Raw genomic sequence first — 15,002 nt, forward strand, 5'->3', positions numbered from 1 at the left:
ATATCTAATGGGTTATCAAAGAATCCCTAGTTTCTTTGATTCATTCTAATATTAAGTTTATACTGATACATATTTATAGTCGAAAGTGCAAGTATAATCTAATTGGGAGGATGACTCATAACATGAATTACGATTTTGACAAAGTGATTGCGAGAGAGAACACCAACTCTATCAAATGGGATCCTGCTATTTTTAATGAAATTATAGGCTTTGAAAGTGAAGGCGTTCTTCCCCTATGGGTTGCAGATATGGATTTCCGTGTACCGGAAGTTGTCATTGATGCCCTATCCAAACGAGTTGAACATGGCGTTTTTGGTTACAGCTCACCTTTAGACGAGTACTTCAAGGCACTCACTTGGTGGCAGAAATCAAGACATGATTGGGATATTAAAAAGGAGTGGGTTACAACAACTCCAGGAATTGTTCCTGCCTTAAACTTCTTCATTAGAGCCTTGTCTGCCGAAGGGGATAAGATCATTATCCAGGAGCCTGTGTATTATCCTTTTAGAAATACGATTGAGGCTAATGATAGAATTGTAGCCAATAACCCGCTGAAGCTAGAGAACGGGAAATATAAGATGGATTACGAGCATTTAGAGGAATTGGCTAAGGATCCTCAAGCGAAGATGATCATCCTGTGTAGTCCTCATAACCCATTGGGACTTGTATGGAGCCACGAAGAACTTCGGCAATTAGGAGAAATATGCAACAAGCACAATGTCATTGTCATCGCAGATGAAATCCATAACGATTTGATTCTACCGGGGAATAAACATGTGACTTATGCTCTATTAGGCGAGGAGTTTGCTTCGAATGCTGTCATCTGCACAGCCCCTAGCAAAACCTTCAATCTAGCGGGACTGCAAACTTCAAATATTATTATCCCTAACCCTCATATAAAGGAAAAAATTGATTTAGAATTGAAAAAGTCATCCATTGGTAGCCTCAATCTATTCGGAATTGTAGCAACTACTGCTGCATATACGGAGGAAGGTGCTGAATGGCTCGATCAATTGTTAGCATACTTAGATGCCAATGTAGATTTCATGGACAATTTCGTAAAGACACGGATGCCTAATGTTACATTGATTAAACCTCAAGGCACTTACTTAGCATGGCTTGATTTCAAAGAAACGGGTATACATGAGGAGGACCTCGAGAAAAAACTACACGAAGAAGCGAAGGTGCTGTTAGATGGAGGCTCTTGGTTCGGTATAGGTGGCGAGGGTTATATGCGTATTAACTTCGCTTGTCCAAGATCCATTCTAGAAGAGGCATTAGAACGAATCACCAAATTGTTTAAATAAAGAGTACCCTATCCATTCTGTATATAAAAAAACGTCCGATGCTGAACAAGCACTGGACGTTTTTTTTATTCTAACATTAGATCTTTTTAACAAATTCGGACTTTAATTTCATGGCTCCGAAACCATCGATTTTGCAATCAATATCATGATAACCATCAACCAACCGTATACTTTTTACTTTTGTTCCTATTTTCAATACGGATGAACTGCCTTTTACTTTAAGATCTTTAAGAATGGTGACAGAATCACCATCCTGTAAGACGTTTCCATTCGCATCTTTAACGACCTTCTGTTCTTCATTACTTCTGTTCTCTACTTCTAAAGTCCACTCATGAGCACATTCCGGGCATATAAGAAGAATTCCATCTTCGTAAGTGTATTCTGAATGACATTTCGGGCAATTTGGTAAATTAGACATGATTTAAATGCTCTCCATTCGTTGTTGTTACCTATGATTTATTATACTGATATACAACCCTTTTACCTCTTTAGTTCTATTTTAGAATAAAGTTTCCTGTGACCGGATTATGATCACTATGATTAAAGCGTAGATCGTGCCCGCTCACCTTTACAATCTCGATATTAGGTGAGATAAGGAATCCATCAATGACAGCAGTGAAATTGGTACCTTTTATATAAGGTATGTCGAGTGTCCGTACGCTTGGTGTAGTTGGATCATTGGCCCATTGGTAGCCCTCTGCACGGAACGTCTCGGGAAAAGATTGTAGCCATTCCGGCCACTCTTGCTGTGTAGCGAAATTCTTCGGATCTGTTCCCGGCAGGGAATGGTTCCAGTCACCACCCAAGATCAGATAGTTCCCCTTCCCCGTCTCCTGTCTGATGTAACTCTCTAGGAATTCGATTTGTTGCTTGCGTATTACACCACCCTTATCAAAAGCTGATAAATGCAGATTAATCAGTACAAGTTCCTTCCCGTTATCTACTGGGAATCGGCTTGCCATAAGTGCACGATCTAACTCCATCTGCTGCACTGGCCAGCTTTCTTTGCCAGGCAGATCAAAACGCGTATGAGATGTACTATGTACATTGGACAACGTTAGTAACCCACTATGCACCGACCCCATTGGATGCATTAAAGGAATGGGAACCCACGGCACCTTATAATTGATGGCAAACGTGCTACTGTATTCTGGAAGAAGACTACTTAATTCTGAGCGTTCATTGATGTGATAACTGCGCGAGGAATTTACATCGACTTCCTGCAATAGATATAAATCTGAGCGGGTATCTTTTAAAAACTCTGCTATCGATGATAAATTGACTTCTGTCTGCTTCTTGCTACTCGAGCGTGACCTGGTTCCACCATCCATGAAGAAGTCCTGTTCCTGATCGAGTCCAGCATAACCAATATTAAATGTAGTCACGGTGAATGGTTCACCTTGTTTTAGCTCTTCACCCTGATTATGATCCGTGTGTAGCTGAATTTCTGCGGCAGGCTTGTAATCATCTACTGTAACATAGATAAGAAATATTACAATAATAGTCACTAGAATAAGCACAATCCAACCTAACCATTTTAAAGCTCTCTTGATCATAATTGTTCCCTTGCCCCCTTATTCACTAACCTTCCGTATGACACTATTTAAAATGTACCATAAACTGGGTAGATAGTTCATTACTAGAATATAGATTTTGTCATATGACAAAATAATGACAGCAGTCACTATCCCTTAAGTGATTCTCCAATTATAATATTTTAGTTACCTTGAAATATCTGTTGTCCGAACAGTAACCACAAGTTGCTCCATATATAACTTACATAATAGGAAGTGTACTTATGCTTTTCAATTCTCCGCAGTTCATCTTTTTCTTTTTACCTATTGTGTTTGTGATTTACTTTTATCTTAACTCTATTGCTCCTCTTTATATTGCAAGAGCATGGTTAGCCTTAAGTTCTCTATTCTTTTATGGTTGGTGGAATCCGCAGTATTTGTTACTCATTTTTCTTTCTATAACTATTAATTTTATCATCGGTAAATCTCTCATTTTTCACAAGAAAAAATGGGTCCTTATCGTTGGAATTGTATTCAATTTAGGCTTTTTAGGATACTTCAAATATTTTGACTTTTTCCTAACTAATCTCAATGCACTGTTAGCAACACATATCTCTTTGTTGAATCTCACCTTACCATTAGCCATCAGTTTCTTTACATTCCAACAAATAACTTACATAGTAGATTGCTATAAAGGTAAAGTAGAAAACTACAACATAATTAATTACACTTTATTTATTACCTTTTTTCCCCATCTAATTGCTGGGCCTATTGTGCATCACAGAGTCATGATGCCTCAATTTCAAAGTTCTAAGAATCTAAAAATAAATTTTGAGAATATCGCATTAGGGATCTTCGCGTTTTCTATTGGTTTATTTAAAAAGGTCATACTTGCTGATCATTTTTCAACCACCGTATTAGATGGTACTCAATATTTGGATACTATTACTTTCTTCGATGCATGGATTGTCATACTTTCATATACTTTTCAATTATACTTTGACTTCTCCGGTTATTCAGATATGGCTATTGGATTAGCATTGTTATTTAACATAAAACTACCTATTAATTTTAACTCGCCATATAAATCCACCAATTTTCAGGAAATGACTTCACGGTGGCACATGACATTAACCCGTTTTCTATATGAATATGTATACTTTCCAATGAATCGCTTCCTATCAAAGAAAGTATTTTCTTTCTTACCCTTTAAACCTAGTACAAATGCTAAAACCAATGTTACTCTACTTCTACTATTTACTTTGAGTGGAATCTGGCATGGTGCAGGTTGGAATTTTATTATCTGGGGATTCCTCGCTGGAGTTGGTATCATTATCTGTCGGATGTGGAGTAAATTGAACATAAAGCTTCCTATAATCTTATCTTGGATACTTACATTCGGCTATCTAAACATAACTCTCGTCTTCTTCAAACTAAGTGAACTCAATAAAGCTACCTTACTAATTAAGGCGATGCTTGGATTTAACGGATTTATTTTACCTGAACAGTTGTCTCAAGCTTTACGTCCTCTTACAATAGTTGGGGTCGTCTTTGCTAGTACACCTCTAATGGATAAGTATCAGGCTGTTGGATTAATCTTACTGGGGCTCCTCATAGTATTATTATTTAAAAATACCTCTGAAAAAATGAAATCGTTTAGACCTACATTTATTAATGCTATTATCACCATCATAATCGTTATCTACTCCGTATTAAGTTTAACTAAAGTATCTGAATTCTTATATTTCAAATTCTAAGGTGAGATCATGACAACATATAAAAAGTGGACGCTATTTACCCTATCTTTAACAGTCTTTGTTTTATTTATAATTGCAGCCGTGAATTACGTTATTGATCCCTACGGATTTTATCACTTTTCAGGTAAACGCTATAATTATCAAAAAAGTACAACGAGTGATCCCTATCAATTTAAGGCTTACCAAAGTAAGAAGTACCATCCTGAAACCATTGTGCTGGGAACTTCAAGAGCTATGAGGCTAAATCCTCCGGAAATTAAATCTTTAACTGGCGAAAATGCCTATAACTTAGGACTTCCAGCGGCTACTCCTTATATTGATCTAAAATATTTAGAATACATGATAAAAGTTAATAAGAACTTACACACTGTTTTCCTGGGATTAGATTTTGAAGTTTTCGACAAAAATTACCTCAACCATGCAAGTTTTGATGAAAAAAGATTGAATTCCTCTTTTTACACACAAGATATATTTGCAACTTTACTGTCGAAAAAAACTCTAAACGATAGCCGAAAGGTTATTATTGATAACCTCAATAAAACGACTACATATACAGAAAATAGATATTTAGGCGATGGTAGCTTTGATGAAACTCTAGTCTACCCTCCTAATATCAATGAAAATACATTACAATCGTATCCCACTACATCTCAGTTATCATTAGATAGTATGTTATACATTAAAAAGATTAAAGATCTATGTGAACATAATAATCTTGAATTATATATATATATTAGCCCTATTCATGCAATATTATTGGAGACATTCTGGCAAAACAACTTATGGAACAATTTTGAGGAATGGAAGAGGAAATTAGTAGCAATTACACCAGTTTGGGATTTTTCAGGCTATCATGATATATCGATGAGTTCATTGAATCGTGAAGAATATTATAATGATCTTTCACACTTTTCAAAAAGTACCGGCAATCTCATGCTCTACCGAATGCTACATAAAGAGATTACCAAAGTCCCTTCTTACTTTGGTGTATATATGACTTCAAAAAATATAGAACAGCATCTTGATGATTTACGGTTGGACAGAGAAGATTGGGAAGAGAAGAACAAGAATATGTTCAAAATTGTATTCAACTACTAACTAGAATGGTGAACCTACTTATTCACTAAAATAACATATGTATAGAGTCGATAGTCCTATTCAATATTTTTATCTTGTATATATATCCATATTTTATTATAATACTGTTGTCGATTTTTTTCTTTTTATGTAAGATACTGACACTGAATTATATCCGAATAACTTCGACCTGTGACCTGTTAATCTACTCGTGAGTTCGATTCCAGGCCATCTTGTTCTACAAATACATATTTCATAAGGATGGTGTACAATGGTTACCCAAAGGGGTGTAGTAGGCGCAATTATTTTGTCTTTGATTACTTGTGGAATTTATGGCATCTATTGGTTTATTGTTCTAACTAACGATGTCGGCAGGCTAAGTAGAGATCCATCATTTACAGGAGGTAAGCATCTCCTTCTAACATTAATTACATGTGGTGTATGGAGCTTCATTTGGTCCTATCAGATAGGCCAGCATGTTGCAGAAGCACAAAGACAACGCGGTATGTCTGAAACAGATAATTCTGTTATTTATCTTATTCTCAATCTCTTCGGTATGAGTATCGTAACGCATGCTTTGGTTCAAGCAGATGTCAATAAACTTGCATAACTTAACTATTCTTAGAAAGAGACACCCGCTATTATTCCGGGGTGTCTCACTTGGCGTTATTGGGATTATATATTTAAAAGTATGGTTGCCTTTGACAAATATCACTGTTCCTTGTGTGTTTCATGAATTTACTGGACTTTATTGCCCTGGATGTGGCATCACAAGGCTTATCCTTTCCTTGTTCAGATTTGATTCTGTTCAAGCCTTTAGATATAACCCCTTGGTGTTCATTTTACTTCCGTTATCCCTGATGTACTTCATTGTACACAAGAAGAACATGCGAATTCTTACCCATATCATTATGGGTGTTATGTTAATCTTAACTCTAGCATTTGGACTATTAAGAAATATCCCGACGTTTGATTGGTTAGCTCCAACGACCATTCGTTAGGAGAGACCAGTTCCCTTGTCTGTCATCATGAGGAAACATAAATAACCTCCTTGGATCGCCAAAGAGGTTATTTAAGCGTTTTCTGTTAATACATATATTAGAGCTAAAAACCAAGAAAATATACCTTATTTCCTTCCTCCAGAGCCACGGCAGAGAAGTTGGAATAACACGAGGGTAAAAGGATTCCCATACCGATTAGGTCGAATACTGACACCATAAATGATATATTATTTTAAATATTTTAAATATATATTGAAATTTTATATTGAAATTTCGTGTTGGAAGCGCTACAATAAAACGTATCAAGAATTGATTTTATACAACAAGGGAGTTTTTAGATATGTTAGAAAACCTGACAACTGAGACAAGAAATCAACGCACGATGCATTTGGATCAAATGAGTGTTACTGAGCTGCTAACGGTTATGAATGAGGAAGATGCTAAAGTAGCAAATGCAGTTAAAGAACAAATTCCTAATATTGCACAGGCAGTTACGGCGATTACGGAGTCGCTACGTCGTGGAGGACGCCTTATTTATATGGGAGCTGGAACTAGTGGTCGCATTGGTCTTCTAGATGCTGTTGAATGTCCCCCTACCTTTGGAACATCTCCAGAAATGGTTGTGGGTCTTATTGCCGGCGGTAGCAATGCCTTCATTAAAGCTGTAGAAGGTGCAGAGGATCGGGAAGAATTCGGAGTTGCAGATTTACAGAGCTTAAATCTTACAGCAGAAGATGCTGTAGTCGGAATCGCTGCTAGCGGAAGAACACCTTATGTAATTGGTGGTCTGGAGTATGCGAGAAGCGTGGGAGCTGTGACAATCAGCGTTAGCTGTAATAAAGATGCAGCCATTAGCCAATATGCTGACATTACCATTGAAGTAGAGAATGGCCCTGAAGTTCTGACTGGATCAACCCGTTTGAAGGCTGGTACATCGCAAAAATTAGTGTGTAACATGCTATCTACGGCCTCTATGATCGGACTAGGTAAGGTCTACGGAAATCTAATGGTTGATGTCCAACTCTCTAACGAGAAATTGGTAGAACGTGCTAAACGCATTATTATGGAAGCAACTTCTTGTGATCTTCCAACAGCAGAGAAAACACTTGAATTGGCAGAGCGCAAGCCAAAACTAGCCATTTTGATGATTCTGACAGGCTGTACGTATGTAGAAGCTTGCGAAAAGTTAGAACGATCCCAGGGTTTTATCGCACCTGCGGTAAGTGAACTTTAAATAAATTTGTAACACATGAGCATAGGAGGCTAAGCAGATGAGCAAGTATGGAGAAACGGCAAAAGGGATCTTGAATACGATTGGTGGAAGCGGTAACGTTGGCGATTTCACGAATTGTATGACCAGATTGCGTATTTCGATTAAAGACCACAGTCAGATCAATGAAGCTGAGTTGAAGAAGGTAGATGGTGTACTCGGTGTTGTAGATGATGAGGATTATCAGATCATTCTCGGACCGGGTGTTGTAAACAAGGTAACAGAGGAGTTCGGAAAGTTGATCCAATCGGCGTCTACGAGCGGTTCTAGTGAAGGGACGAAGGTTCAGGAGAGTACTGATATCAAGGCTAACCTAAAGAAGAAGAACAACACACCTTTTAAAAACTTTTTACGTAAAATCGGTAATATCTTTATTCCACTTATTCCGGCCCTTGTAGGTGCAGGTATCATTAATGGGATCGCAGGTCTACTAAACAATCTGATTACTTCAGGGAATGACGCTTCATGGTTATTGACTCTGCAACCAATTCTAGGGGTTATCGGTTCTGCCTTCTTTGGTTATCTGACGATCTTTGCGGGTATAAATGCTGCCAAGGAATTTGGAGGAACACCGGCGCTCGGTGGGGCAGTCGCTGCTATCATTGTAGCCCCTGCTGTTGCTAATATTTCTTATGTATATCCCTTATTCGGTGAGATCAAGCTAAACGCAGGGCAAGGCGGGATAATCGGTGCGATCTTGGCTGCGGGACTTATTTCAGTCCTAGAGAAATTCCTTCGTAAACGGGTACCGACTGCTATCGACATTATTGTTACACCAACACTTTCACTTCTTATCGTGGGTCTAGTGACGGTATTCTTCTTAATGCCTGTAAGCGGTATTATATCTCAAGGTATCGGTGACATTACGATCTGGTTGCTAGCACATGGTGGACCTTTTGCAGGATTCTTGCTAGCTACTCTATTCCTACCACTGGTTATGTTCGGTCTGCATCAGGCGCTCATTCCAATTCATGCGGAATTAATTACTCAAGTTGGATATACGGCGCTACTTCCTATTCTAGCTATGGCTGGAGCAGGTCAGGTCGGATCGGCTATTGCCATCTATATTAAGCTAAATAAAAACTCAAGATTACGTAATTTGATTAAAGGAGCACTACCGGTTGGTTTCCTTGGAATCGGTGAACCTCTAATATATGGCGTAAGTCTTCCCCTCGGACGACCGTTTATCACTGCATGTCTGGGTGGTGGATTCGGTGGAGCTTTACTAGGACTGTTCGCTATGACGGATCGTTTTGTCGGTACTGTGGCGATAGGACCATCGGGTCTAGTCTTGATTCCTCTTCTTAAGGGTCAAATGGGATTTGGTGCTACCGTGTTAGTGTACTTATTGGGGTTAATCATTTCTTATGTCGCTGGATTCTTGTTAACTTACTTCTTTGGTTTTACAAAACAGATGCTTGTAGAGCATAATAAAGATTAGAAACTGCTAATGATTAGGCGGTTAGATACGCCTCCAAATCTTATTAGTAGAACCGGCGGGGTATGACTGAACCGCCGGTTTTTTCAAATTATAAGAATTATAAATATTTCTGCTTACAAATAGGCTTATATTTCAACGCTAAACGTTTCTTCACCGCTAAATGACGGCGAGGCCGTTTATGCTTGTGGAGAGGGGATTTAAAGTGTCGGGAAGCATTGTGTTGCAAATGGAGACTATGCTCGAGCAACTACCGGAATCAGAGCGTAAGGCGGCCAGATATATGTTGGACCATCCTGAGGAAATCTCTAAGCTAAGCATTCATATGCTTGCAGAGAAAGCGAGGACAAGTGCTGCTGCCATTACCCGGCTGTGCCGTTCGCTCGGTTTAAGGGGCTTTCCGGATTTAAAGGTCCGCCTATCCGTCGATAATGCTAAGCCTCAAAAGCCAGGTTATTACGATATCGAAAATAATGAATCGGTACATAATGTCATTCGCAAAACCGTATCCAATAGCATTCAAGCGATTCAGGATACCATGTTGCATGTACATCCTGAGATGATTGATCAAGTAGTAAGAAGCTTTGGTGAAGCGTCCGTGATTTATATGTATGGTGTCGGAGCTTCTGCAATCGTGGCAGCCGATGCTGCACAGAAGTGGCTTCGCCTCGGTAAGCCAGCCTTCGCTCTACAGGACGAGCATCTCATCGCCGCCGCGCTGGCAAGTGCTCCACCTCAGGCCTTATTTATGGGTATCTCTTACAGCGGCAATACCAGAGAGGTAGTTCAACTCTTTCAGGTTGCAAAGCAATATGGCGTCCGTTCCATTGGTCTGTCCCGGTTTGGTAACCACAAGATATCCGAATTGGCAGATATGATGCTATATACACCGGTAGCACCAGAAGCTACGCTACGAAGTGGGGCAACCAGTTCTCGTTTGGCACAGTTGGTTGTTATTGATATCTTATTTTTTGCTTATGCTTCTATGCAATATGAAGAGACACTTACTAAGCTGGAGCACACTCATCAAGCGATTTTATTCCTGAAATAAACCTGCATAGCTAATATCGCAGTCCTCGGTGTTCAACACGGGGGCTGTTTTAATTGCTCGTACTCGCTTAACTTCCCTTCATAGATCAAATGTAGCCGATTGCTTTTCCGGAAATCATCTGGGGTTACAAGCGCAGGTAACTTACTCCATATCTTTATTCCGGAACGTTCCAGAATTTCTGCGACGAATTGTGAGCAAAAGTAGGAGTTGCTGAATTCAATGGGTTCTTTCAGTGCAATGCCAATAACACCTAGAAAATTATAGAGATACTTTTGGTGTTTTTGGATAAAGACCTGTAGGACTCGCCTCATCTTCTCAATTTCACGTTCGGATACTTGAAGCTCATAGATCACGCATGTGGTATTCGGATACTTACTGTACGTGCCCGTCTTAATATCTTCCTTCACGAAACCACCATTCAGAGGGTTATTTGGATGCTTTCTCCCAAAGCTATACAACTCCGAAAGTTCACGATCAAAGGAGATCGAGGCATGATTATAAGGTGCCTTTGTATAGGTCTTAATGACTCTCGTAAAAATGGTTCCGGTATTTGTAAGTAAAATAAAGACCGAGCGATCAGCTTCCATTTAGAAAATTTCCCCTTATCAATTGCAAGCATTTCCTTCATAATAACATATGATCCCTTTATTGGAATCCTATCATGTCATAAGTTGGTGATCCTCAATGGACAGTTCGCTATTAACGTTAGTGCTTATTTTTGCAGCCTTATCGGTCATCCAATTGATTTATTTTCTGATAGGCAGAATACTACCGAATAAAGACTATACGCCCATTGGCTCTCGAATTAAGACCTGGTGGGGCATGCTCTTCATCTTTTGCTTGGCAACCCTTTTCAACCCGGTCGTTTCACTGCTAACCCTAATGGTACTCACCTTTTTAGCTCTGAAAGAGTATTTCTCCATGATCAAGTCGAGAAAAGCCGACCGCCGACTCTTTCTGTGGGCGTACTTATCCATTCCCCTACAGTTCTATTGGATTTATATTGAGTGGTACGGAATGTTTATTGTCTTTATCCCTGTCTATGTATTCTTGCTCCTACCGCTCCCGCGATTGATAAACAAAGGAACGTTAGGCTTTCTGCACGGCGTCAGCTCGACCCAATGGGGACTTATGCTGATGGTCTTCGGACTTAGTCACTTGGCCTATTTCCAATTTGCTACACCGCAGTATGGGGCATCGCTAGTACTGTTTCTAGTCGTATTAACGCAGCTTAATGATGTAATACACCATCTGGCATCGCTCTATTTCGGCAAGCGAAAGATAGTCCCAACGGCCAATCCCAATTTGACTTGGGAAGGCTTCGCATTCGCCTTTATCGTAACGACAGGGGTCTCGTATCTGATCTACCCTTACCTGACACCGCTTAATCCGACTTTCGGGCTCTTATCCGGCATGCTAATTAGCATGAGCGGTTTCTTCGGCAGCTTAACGGTTTCCGTTCTGAAGCGAGATTTGTTAATCGGCGATGGCGATAAGTTCGATGCTTTGAAAAAAAGCTACTTAAGTCGGGTCGATAGCTTGACCTACACCTCACCAGTCTTTTTCCACGTGATCCGTTATTTTTTCGATTTCATGTAGTGAAAGGGCACCTTATTCGGTGTCCTTTCATTAATCATTATTATTCTTTAATCGTAGGTAGGGGGCAGGCCATCGTGCCCTTAATTCCGTCTCTTCCCTGTTGAAAAGGATCTGTTATGTTCTAATCCTTAAGATTCACTTAACTTTCTCATGGTGCGGTTCACCGTATCACTCAAACGGCAAATAAGAATAGTCATCCAATTTATTCGGAAATATTAGACGATAACTGGCATATAGTATTAAGGAAAAGGCCTAGTTTTAATCCTAATTACTCATACAAGAATGGTTCTGGATGAGGCAACTGATTTATTCACGATGCTTACATAGACGATGTGTCGTATTTAACTTTTCCCGTGGGTTACAACCCTAAGCATTTGTAAAGTGAATATGCAATACCCTGGCATTACAAACAATTAGAGAATTGAGGTATTTTATGAACATTAGTTTTTTAACTCCGGCTTATAATAGTGCAAGATGGATTGAGACCATGTTAGATAGTATTCCCAAAGAATATGCTTATGAAATTTTAGTATGTGATGATGGTTCAACTGATAATACATTAGAAATATTAGAAGATTATAAAAAGGGCTGTCCACAATTAAAAATATTAGTGAATGAAAAAAATATCGGTGCCAGTAATTCATACAATAGATGTATCGCTGAGGCAACGGGTGATTATGTAGCAATCATTGATAGTGATGATCATTACTTACCTGCTATTAGAGAAGTATTAGCACAAGTTGACGGAGATTATGACATGTATTATTACAATATGATAACTAAGGATGGAAACATGTTATTTAAATCCCCAACTGATGGTTATCAGTGGTGTGGGCAATTTAAAATTATTAGAAGAAGTTTTATAGGTGAGGCAAGATTCACAAATAGAAGGGATATTGCGGGTGATTGGGATTTTAATAGAGCGTTAGTTGATATGAATCCCAAATCTAAATACACTGGGATATTAGCCTATTGGTACAACTTTTATAGAGAAGATTCTGAATCCAACTTGCATTTAAAAGGACTCAAATAATACAATATGCGTTGTCATATTTCTGGAACGACCCTCATAGAAGGGAGGATGAAGATATCATTCTATGTTTAAAAATCAAACATTACTCATCACTGGTGGTACTGGTTCATTTGGAAATGTGGTATTAGAACGCTTTTTAAATACGGATATCAAGGAAATCAGAATATTTTCAAGAGATGAAAAAAAACAAGATGATATGCGAATTTTATATAACAATAATAAGATTAAATTTTTTATTGGGGATGTACGTGATATTAGTAGTTTAAATAATGCTATGTATGGTGTGGACTTTATTTTTCATGCTGCGGCCCTAAAACAAGTCCCATCTTGCGAGTTTTTTCCTGTAGAAGCCGTAAAGACAAATATACTTGGAACAGAGAATGTATTAACTGCAGCGATAAACGCAGGTGTAAAGAAGGTTATTTGTCTATCTACAGATAAAGCAGCATACCCTGTAAATGCCATGGGGATCTCAAAAGCTATGATGGAGAAGGTATTCATTGCCAAGTCTAGATTAGTCACTCCTGACAAAACATTAATTTGTGGAACTAGATACGGAAACGTTATGGCATCCCGTGGATCGGTCATACCATTGTTCATAGAACAAATTAAGACTGGGAGACCATTGACGGTTACTGATCCCCAAATGACCCGCTTTATTATGAGCCTTGAAGAAGCGGTAGAGTTAGTTCTATATGCGTTTAACAATGCAGATAATGGTGATATCATGGTTCAGAAATCTCCAGCTTCTTACTTATCAGATTTAGCACAAGCACTGATAGAATTATTTGACGCGGATAATGAAATTGAAATTATTGGTACTCGTCACGGTGAAAAAATTTACGAGGTACTTCTTACTAGAGAAGAAGCAGCAAAGGCAATGGATATGGGAGACTTTTATAAAATCCCAGCAGATAACCGAGATCTAAATTATGGAAAATACCTTGAAGAAGGCTCCCCTAAAATTACTTTAACGGCTGAATATAACTCGAATAATACAACAATACTTTCGGTAGAGGAAATAAAAGAGAGGTTGTTACAGCTTACATTTGTTAAAGATGAACTCCTCAAATGGAATGGAGGATTACAATGAAATTCCTAATCCTCGGGGCAGCTGGAATGGCTGGTCACACCATCTCATTATATTTATATGAACAGGGTCACGAAGTCACTACCTTTTCGCGAACATCCTTCCCTTATTGCGAGAATATCAATGGTGAAATTACAGAACATTTCTCATTGCATTCGGTCCTACTTAAAGAGGATTATGATGTGATCATAAATGGCATAGGGGTTTTAAACCAAGCTTGTGATTTAGATCCATCACAAGCTATCTATCTAAACAGTTACTTACCACACGCCATTATTGATATATTGAAAGACACCAATACTAGACTCATCCATATGAGTACAGATTGTGTTTTCTCTGGAAAGTCAGCACCATACTTTGAAAATAGTAATTATGATGGTGAAACTTTGTATGATCGAACAAAAGCTTTGGGCGAAGTGAATGATCATAAGAATTTAACCTTCAGAAATTCTATTATTGGTCCAGATATGAAAAAAGATGGCATTGGCCTACTTAATTGGTTTATGCAACAAGAAGGAGCCATTAACGGATTTACAGGAGCTATTTGGACTGGTGTGACTACTTTAACTTTAGCCAAAGCTATGGAAAGAGCAGCCATTGAAGAAGTAACGGGAATATATCATCTTGTTAATAACATAAGTATCAATAAATTCGATTTATTACAACTATTTAATACAAACTTTAAGGCTAATAAACTACGTATTGTGCCCTGTAATTCAGTTAATGCTAACAAAACATTAATAAATACCCGAAGGGACTTTTCATTCGAAGTACCTAATTATGAACAAATGGTATTAGAGATGAAAGAGTGGATCTGGACACACCAAAACTTATATCCACATTATTTCTAATTCATCGTAGCTCC

15 protein-coding genes are annotated in these 15,002 nt (G+C 38.6%); 12 read left to right on the top strand and 3 right to left on the bottom strand.

Annotated features, from left to right (window positions below; all coding sequences use genetic code 11):
• Nucleotides 1-122 precede the first annotated feature (122 nt).
• A complete protein-coding gene (locus AC1D69_RS12700; protein WP_495456527.1) occupies nt 123-1,307 on the top strand; it encodes a MalY/PatB family protein in 1,185 nt (394 codons plus the stop codon).
• 76 nt (nt 1,308-1,383) lie between these two features.
• Here AC1D69_RS12700 and AC1D69_RS12705 read toward each other — a convergent pair whose 3' ends face one another.
• Together AC1D69_RS12705 and AC1D69_RS12710 are read right to left on the bottom strand one after the other, a co-directional pair.
• A complete protein-coding gene (locus AC1D69_RS12705) occupies nt 1,384-1,725 on the bottom strand; it encodes a zinc ribbon domain-containing protein YjdM (protein WP_495456528.1) in 342 nt (113 codons plus the stop codon).
• Nucleotides 1,726-1,801: 76 nt separating this feature from the next.
• Entirely contained in the window at nt 1,802-2,863 is a 1,062-nt protein-coding gene (locus AC1D69_RS12710; RefSeq protein ID WP_495456529.1) for an endonuclease/exonuclease/phosphatase family protein, read from the bottom strand.
• Nucleotides 2,864-3,105: 242 nt separating this feature from the next.
• Between AC1D69_RS12710 and AC1D69_RS12715 the strand changes: the two genes are divergently transcribed.
• The 7 genes from AC1D69_RS12715 to AC1D69_RS12745 all read left to right on the top strand — a co-directional run bounded on the left by AC1D69_RS12715 (nt 3,106) and on the right by AC1D69_RS12745 (nt 10,415).
• Nucleotides 3,106-4,578 carry an MBOAT family O-acyltransferase gene (locus AC1D69_RS12715; RefSeq protein ID WP_495456530.1) on the top strand — a complete coding sequence of 491 codons (1,473 nt, stop codon included), beginning with the start codon at nt 3,106-3,108 and terminating at the stop codon, nt 4,576-4,578.
• A 9-nt stretch (nt 4,579-4,587) separates the two neighbouring features.
• A complete protein-coding gene (locus AC1D69_RS12720) occupies nt 4,588-5,676 on the top strand; it encodes a hypothetical protein (protein WP_495456531.1) in 1,089 nt (362 codons plus the stop codon).
• Between the two features lie 250 nt (nt 5,677-5,926).
• A complete protein-coding gene (locus tag AC1D69_RS12725; protein ID WP_495456532.1) occupies nt 5,927-6,265 on the top strand; it encodes a DUF4234 domain-containing protein in 339 nt (112 codons plus the stop codon).
• Nucleotides 6,246-6,656, top strand: a complete 411-nt coding sequence (locus AC1D69_RS12730; RefSeq protein WP_495456533.1) for a DUF2752 domain-containing protein — start codon at nt 6,246-6,248, stop codon at nt 6,654-6,656. Before AC1D69_RS12725 ends, AC1D69_RS12730 begins: the two co-directional genes overlap by 20 nt.
• A gap of 340 nt (nt 6,657-6,996) precedes the next feature.
• Complete coding sequence (gene murQ, locus AC1D69_RS12735; RefSeq protein ID WP_495456534.1) at nt 6,997-7,890, top strand: N-acetylmuramic acid 6-phosphate etherase; 894 nt, start codon at nt 6,997-6,999, stop codon at nt 7,888-7,890.
• Between the two features lie 37 nt (nt 7,891-7,927).
• Complete coding sequence (locus tag AC1D69_RS12740) at nt 7,928-9,367, top strand: PTS transporter subunit EIIC (protein ID WP_495456535.1); 1,440 nt, start codon at nt 7,928-7,930, stop codon at nt 9,365-9,367.
• 202 nt (nt 9,368-9,569) lie between these two features.
• Nucleotides 9,570-10,415 (top strand): MurR/RpiR family transcriptional regulator, encoded by an 846-nt coding sequence (locus AC1D69_RS12745; protein ID WP_495456536.1) that lies wholly within the window; start codon nt 9,570-9,572, stop codon nt 10,413-10,415.
• 32 nt (nt 10,416-10,447) lie between these two features.
• On the opposite strand, the gene AC1D69_RS12750 is transcribed toward AC1D69_RS12745, so the two are convergent.
• The gene (locus AC1D69_RS12750) at nt 10,448-11,002 is read right to left on the bottom strand and encodes a hypothetical protein (RefSeq protein WP_495456537.1); all 555 of its coding nucleotides are present in this window, start codon (nt 11,000-11,002) and stop codon (nt 10,448-10,450) included.
• Nucleotides 11,003-11,099: 97 nt separating this feature from the next.
• Here AC1D69_RS12750 and AC1D69_RS12755 point away from each other — a divergent pair, with 97 nt between their 5' ends.
• From AC1D69_RS12755 to AC1D69_RS12770, 4 genes are all read left to right on the top strand, one after another.
• The gene (locus tag AC1D69_RS12755) at nt 11,100-12,014 is read left to right on the top strand and encodes a phosphatidate cytidylyltransferase (protein WP_495456538.1); all 915 of its coding nucleotides are present in this window, start codon (nt 11,100-11,102) and stop codon (nt 12,012-12,014) included.
• A gap of 433 nt (nt 12,015-12,447) precedes the next feature.
• Nucleotides 12,448-13,047 (top strand): glycosyltransferase family 2 protein, encoded by a 600-nt coding sequence (locus tag AC1D69_RS12760; RefSeq protein WP_495456539.1) that lies wholly within the window; start codon nt 12,448-12,450, stop codon nt 13,045-13,047.
• A gap of 64 nt (nt 13,048-13,111) precedes the next feature.
• A complete protein-coding gene (locus tag AC1D69_RS12765) occupies nt 13,112-14,140 on the top strand; it encodes a polysaccharide biosynthesis protein (protein ID WP_495456540.1) in 1,029 nt (342 codons plus the stop codon).
• Entirely contained in the window at nt 14,137-14,988 is an 852-nt protein-coding gene (locus AC1D69_RS12770; protein ID WP_495456541.1) for an SDR family oxidoreductase, read from the top strand. The genes AC1D69_RS12765 and AC1D69_RS12770 overlap by 4 nt, the downstream gene beginning before the upstream one ends.
• The last annotated feature ends 14 nt before the right edge of the window (nt 14,989-15,002 follow it).

It is taken from the genome of Paenibacillus sp. Y301 (assembly GCF_059445505.1).

Coding starts and splice junctions, on each gene's coding strand:
- AC1D69_RS12700 (WP_495456527.1), top strand. CDS start 123: ATGAATTACGATTTTGACAAAGTGATTGCGAGAGAGAACACCAACTCT.
- AC1D69_RS12705 (WP_495456528.1), bottom strand. CDS start 1,725: ATGTCTAATTTACCAAATTGCCCGAAATGTCATTCAGAATACACTTAC.
- AC1D69_RS12710 (WP_495456529.1), bottom strand. CDS start 2,863: ATGATCAAGAGAGCTTTAAAATGGTTAGGTTGGATTGTGCTTATTCTA.
- AC1D69_RS12715 (WP_495456530.1), top strand. CDS start 3,106: ATGCTTTTCAATTCTCCGCAGTTCATCTTTTTCTTTTTACCTATTGTG.
- AC1D69_RS12720 (WP_495456531.1), top strand. CDS start 4,588: ATGACAACATATAAAAAGTGGACGCTATTTACCCTATCTTTAACAGTC.
- AC1D69_RS12725 (WP_495456532.1), top strand. CDS start 5,927: ATGGTTACCCAAAGGGGTGTAGTAGGCGCAATTATTTTGTCTTTGATT.
- AC1D69_RS12730 (WP_495456533.1), top strand. CDS start 6,246: ATGTCAATAAACTTGCATAACTTAACTATTCTTAGAAAGAGACACCCG.
- murQ (WP_495456534.1), top strand. CDS start 6,997: ATGTTAGAAAACCTGACAACTGAGACAAGAAATCAACGCACGATGCAT.
- AC1D69_RS12740 (WP_495456535.1), top strand. CDS start 7,928: ATGAGCAAGTATGGAGAAACGGCAAAAGGGATCTTGAATACGATTGGT.
- AC1D69_RS12750 (WP_495456537.1), bottom strand. CDS start 11,002: ATGGAAGCTGATCGCTCGGTCTTTATTTTACTTACAAATACCGGAACC.
- AC1D69_RS12755 (WP_495456538.1), top strand. CDS start 11,100: ATGGACAGTTCGCTATTAACGTTAGTGCTTATTTTTGCAGCCTTATCG.
- AC1D69_RS12760 (WP_495456539.1), top strand. CDS start 12,448: ATGAACATTAGTTTTTTAACTCCGGCTTATAATAGTGCAAGATGGATT.
- AC1D69_RS12765 (WP_495456540.1), top strand. CDS start 13,112: ATGTTTAAAAATCAAACATTACTCATCACTGGTGGTACTGGTTCATTT.
- AC1D69_RS12770 (WP_495456541.1), top strand. CDS start 14,137: ATGAAATTCCTAATCCTCGGGGCAGCTGGAATGGCTGGTCACACCATC.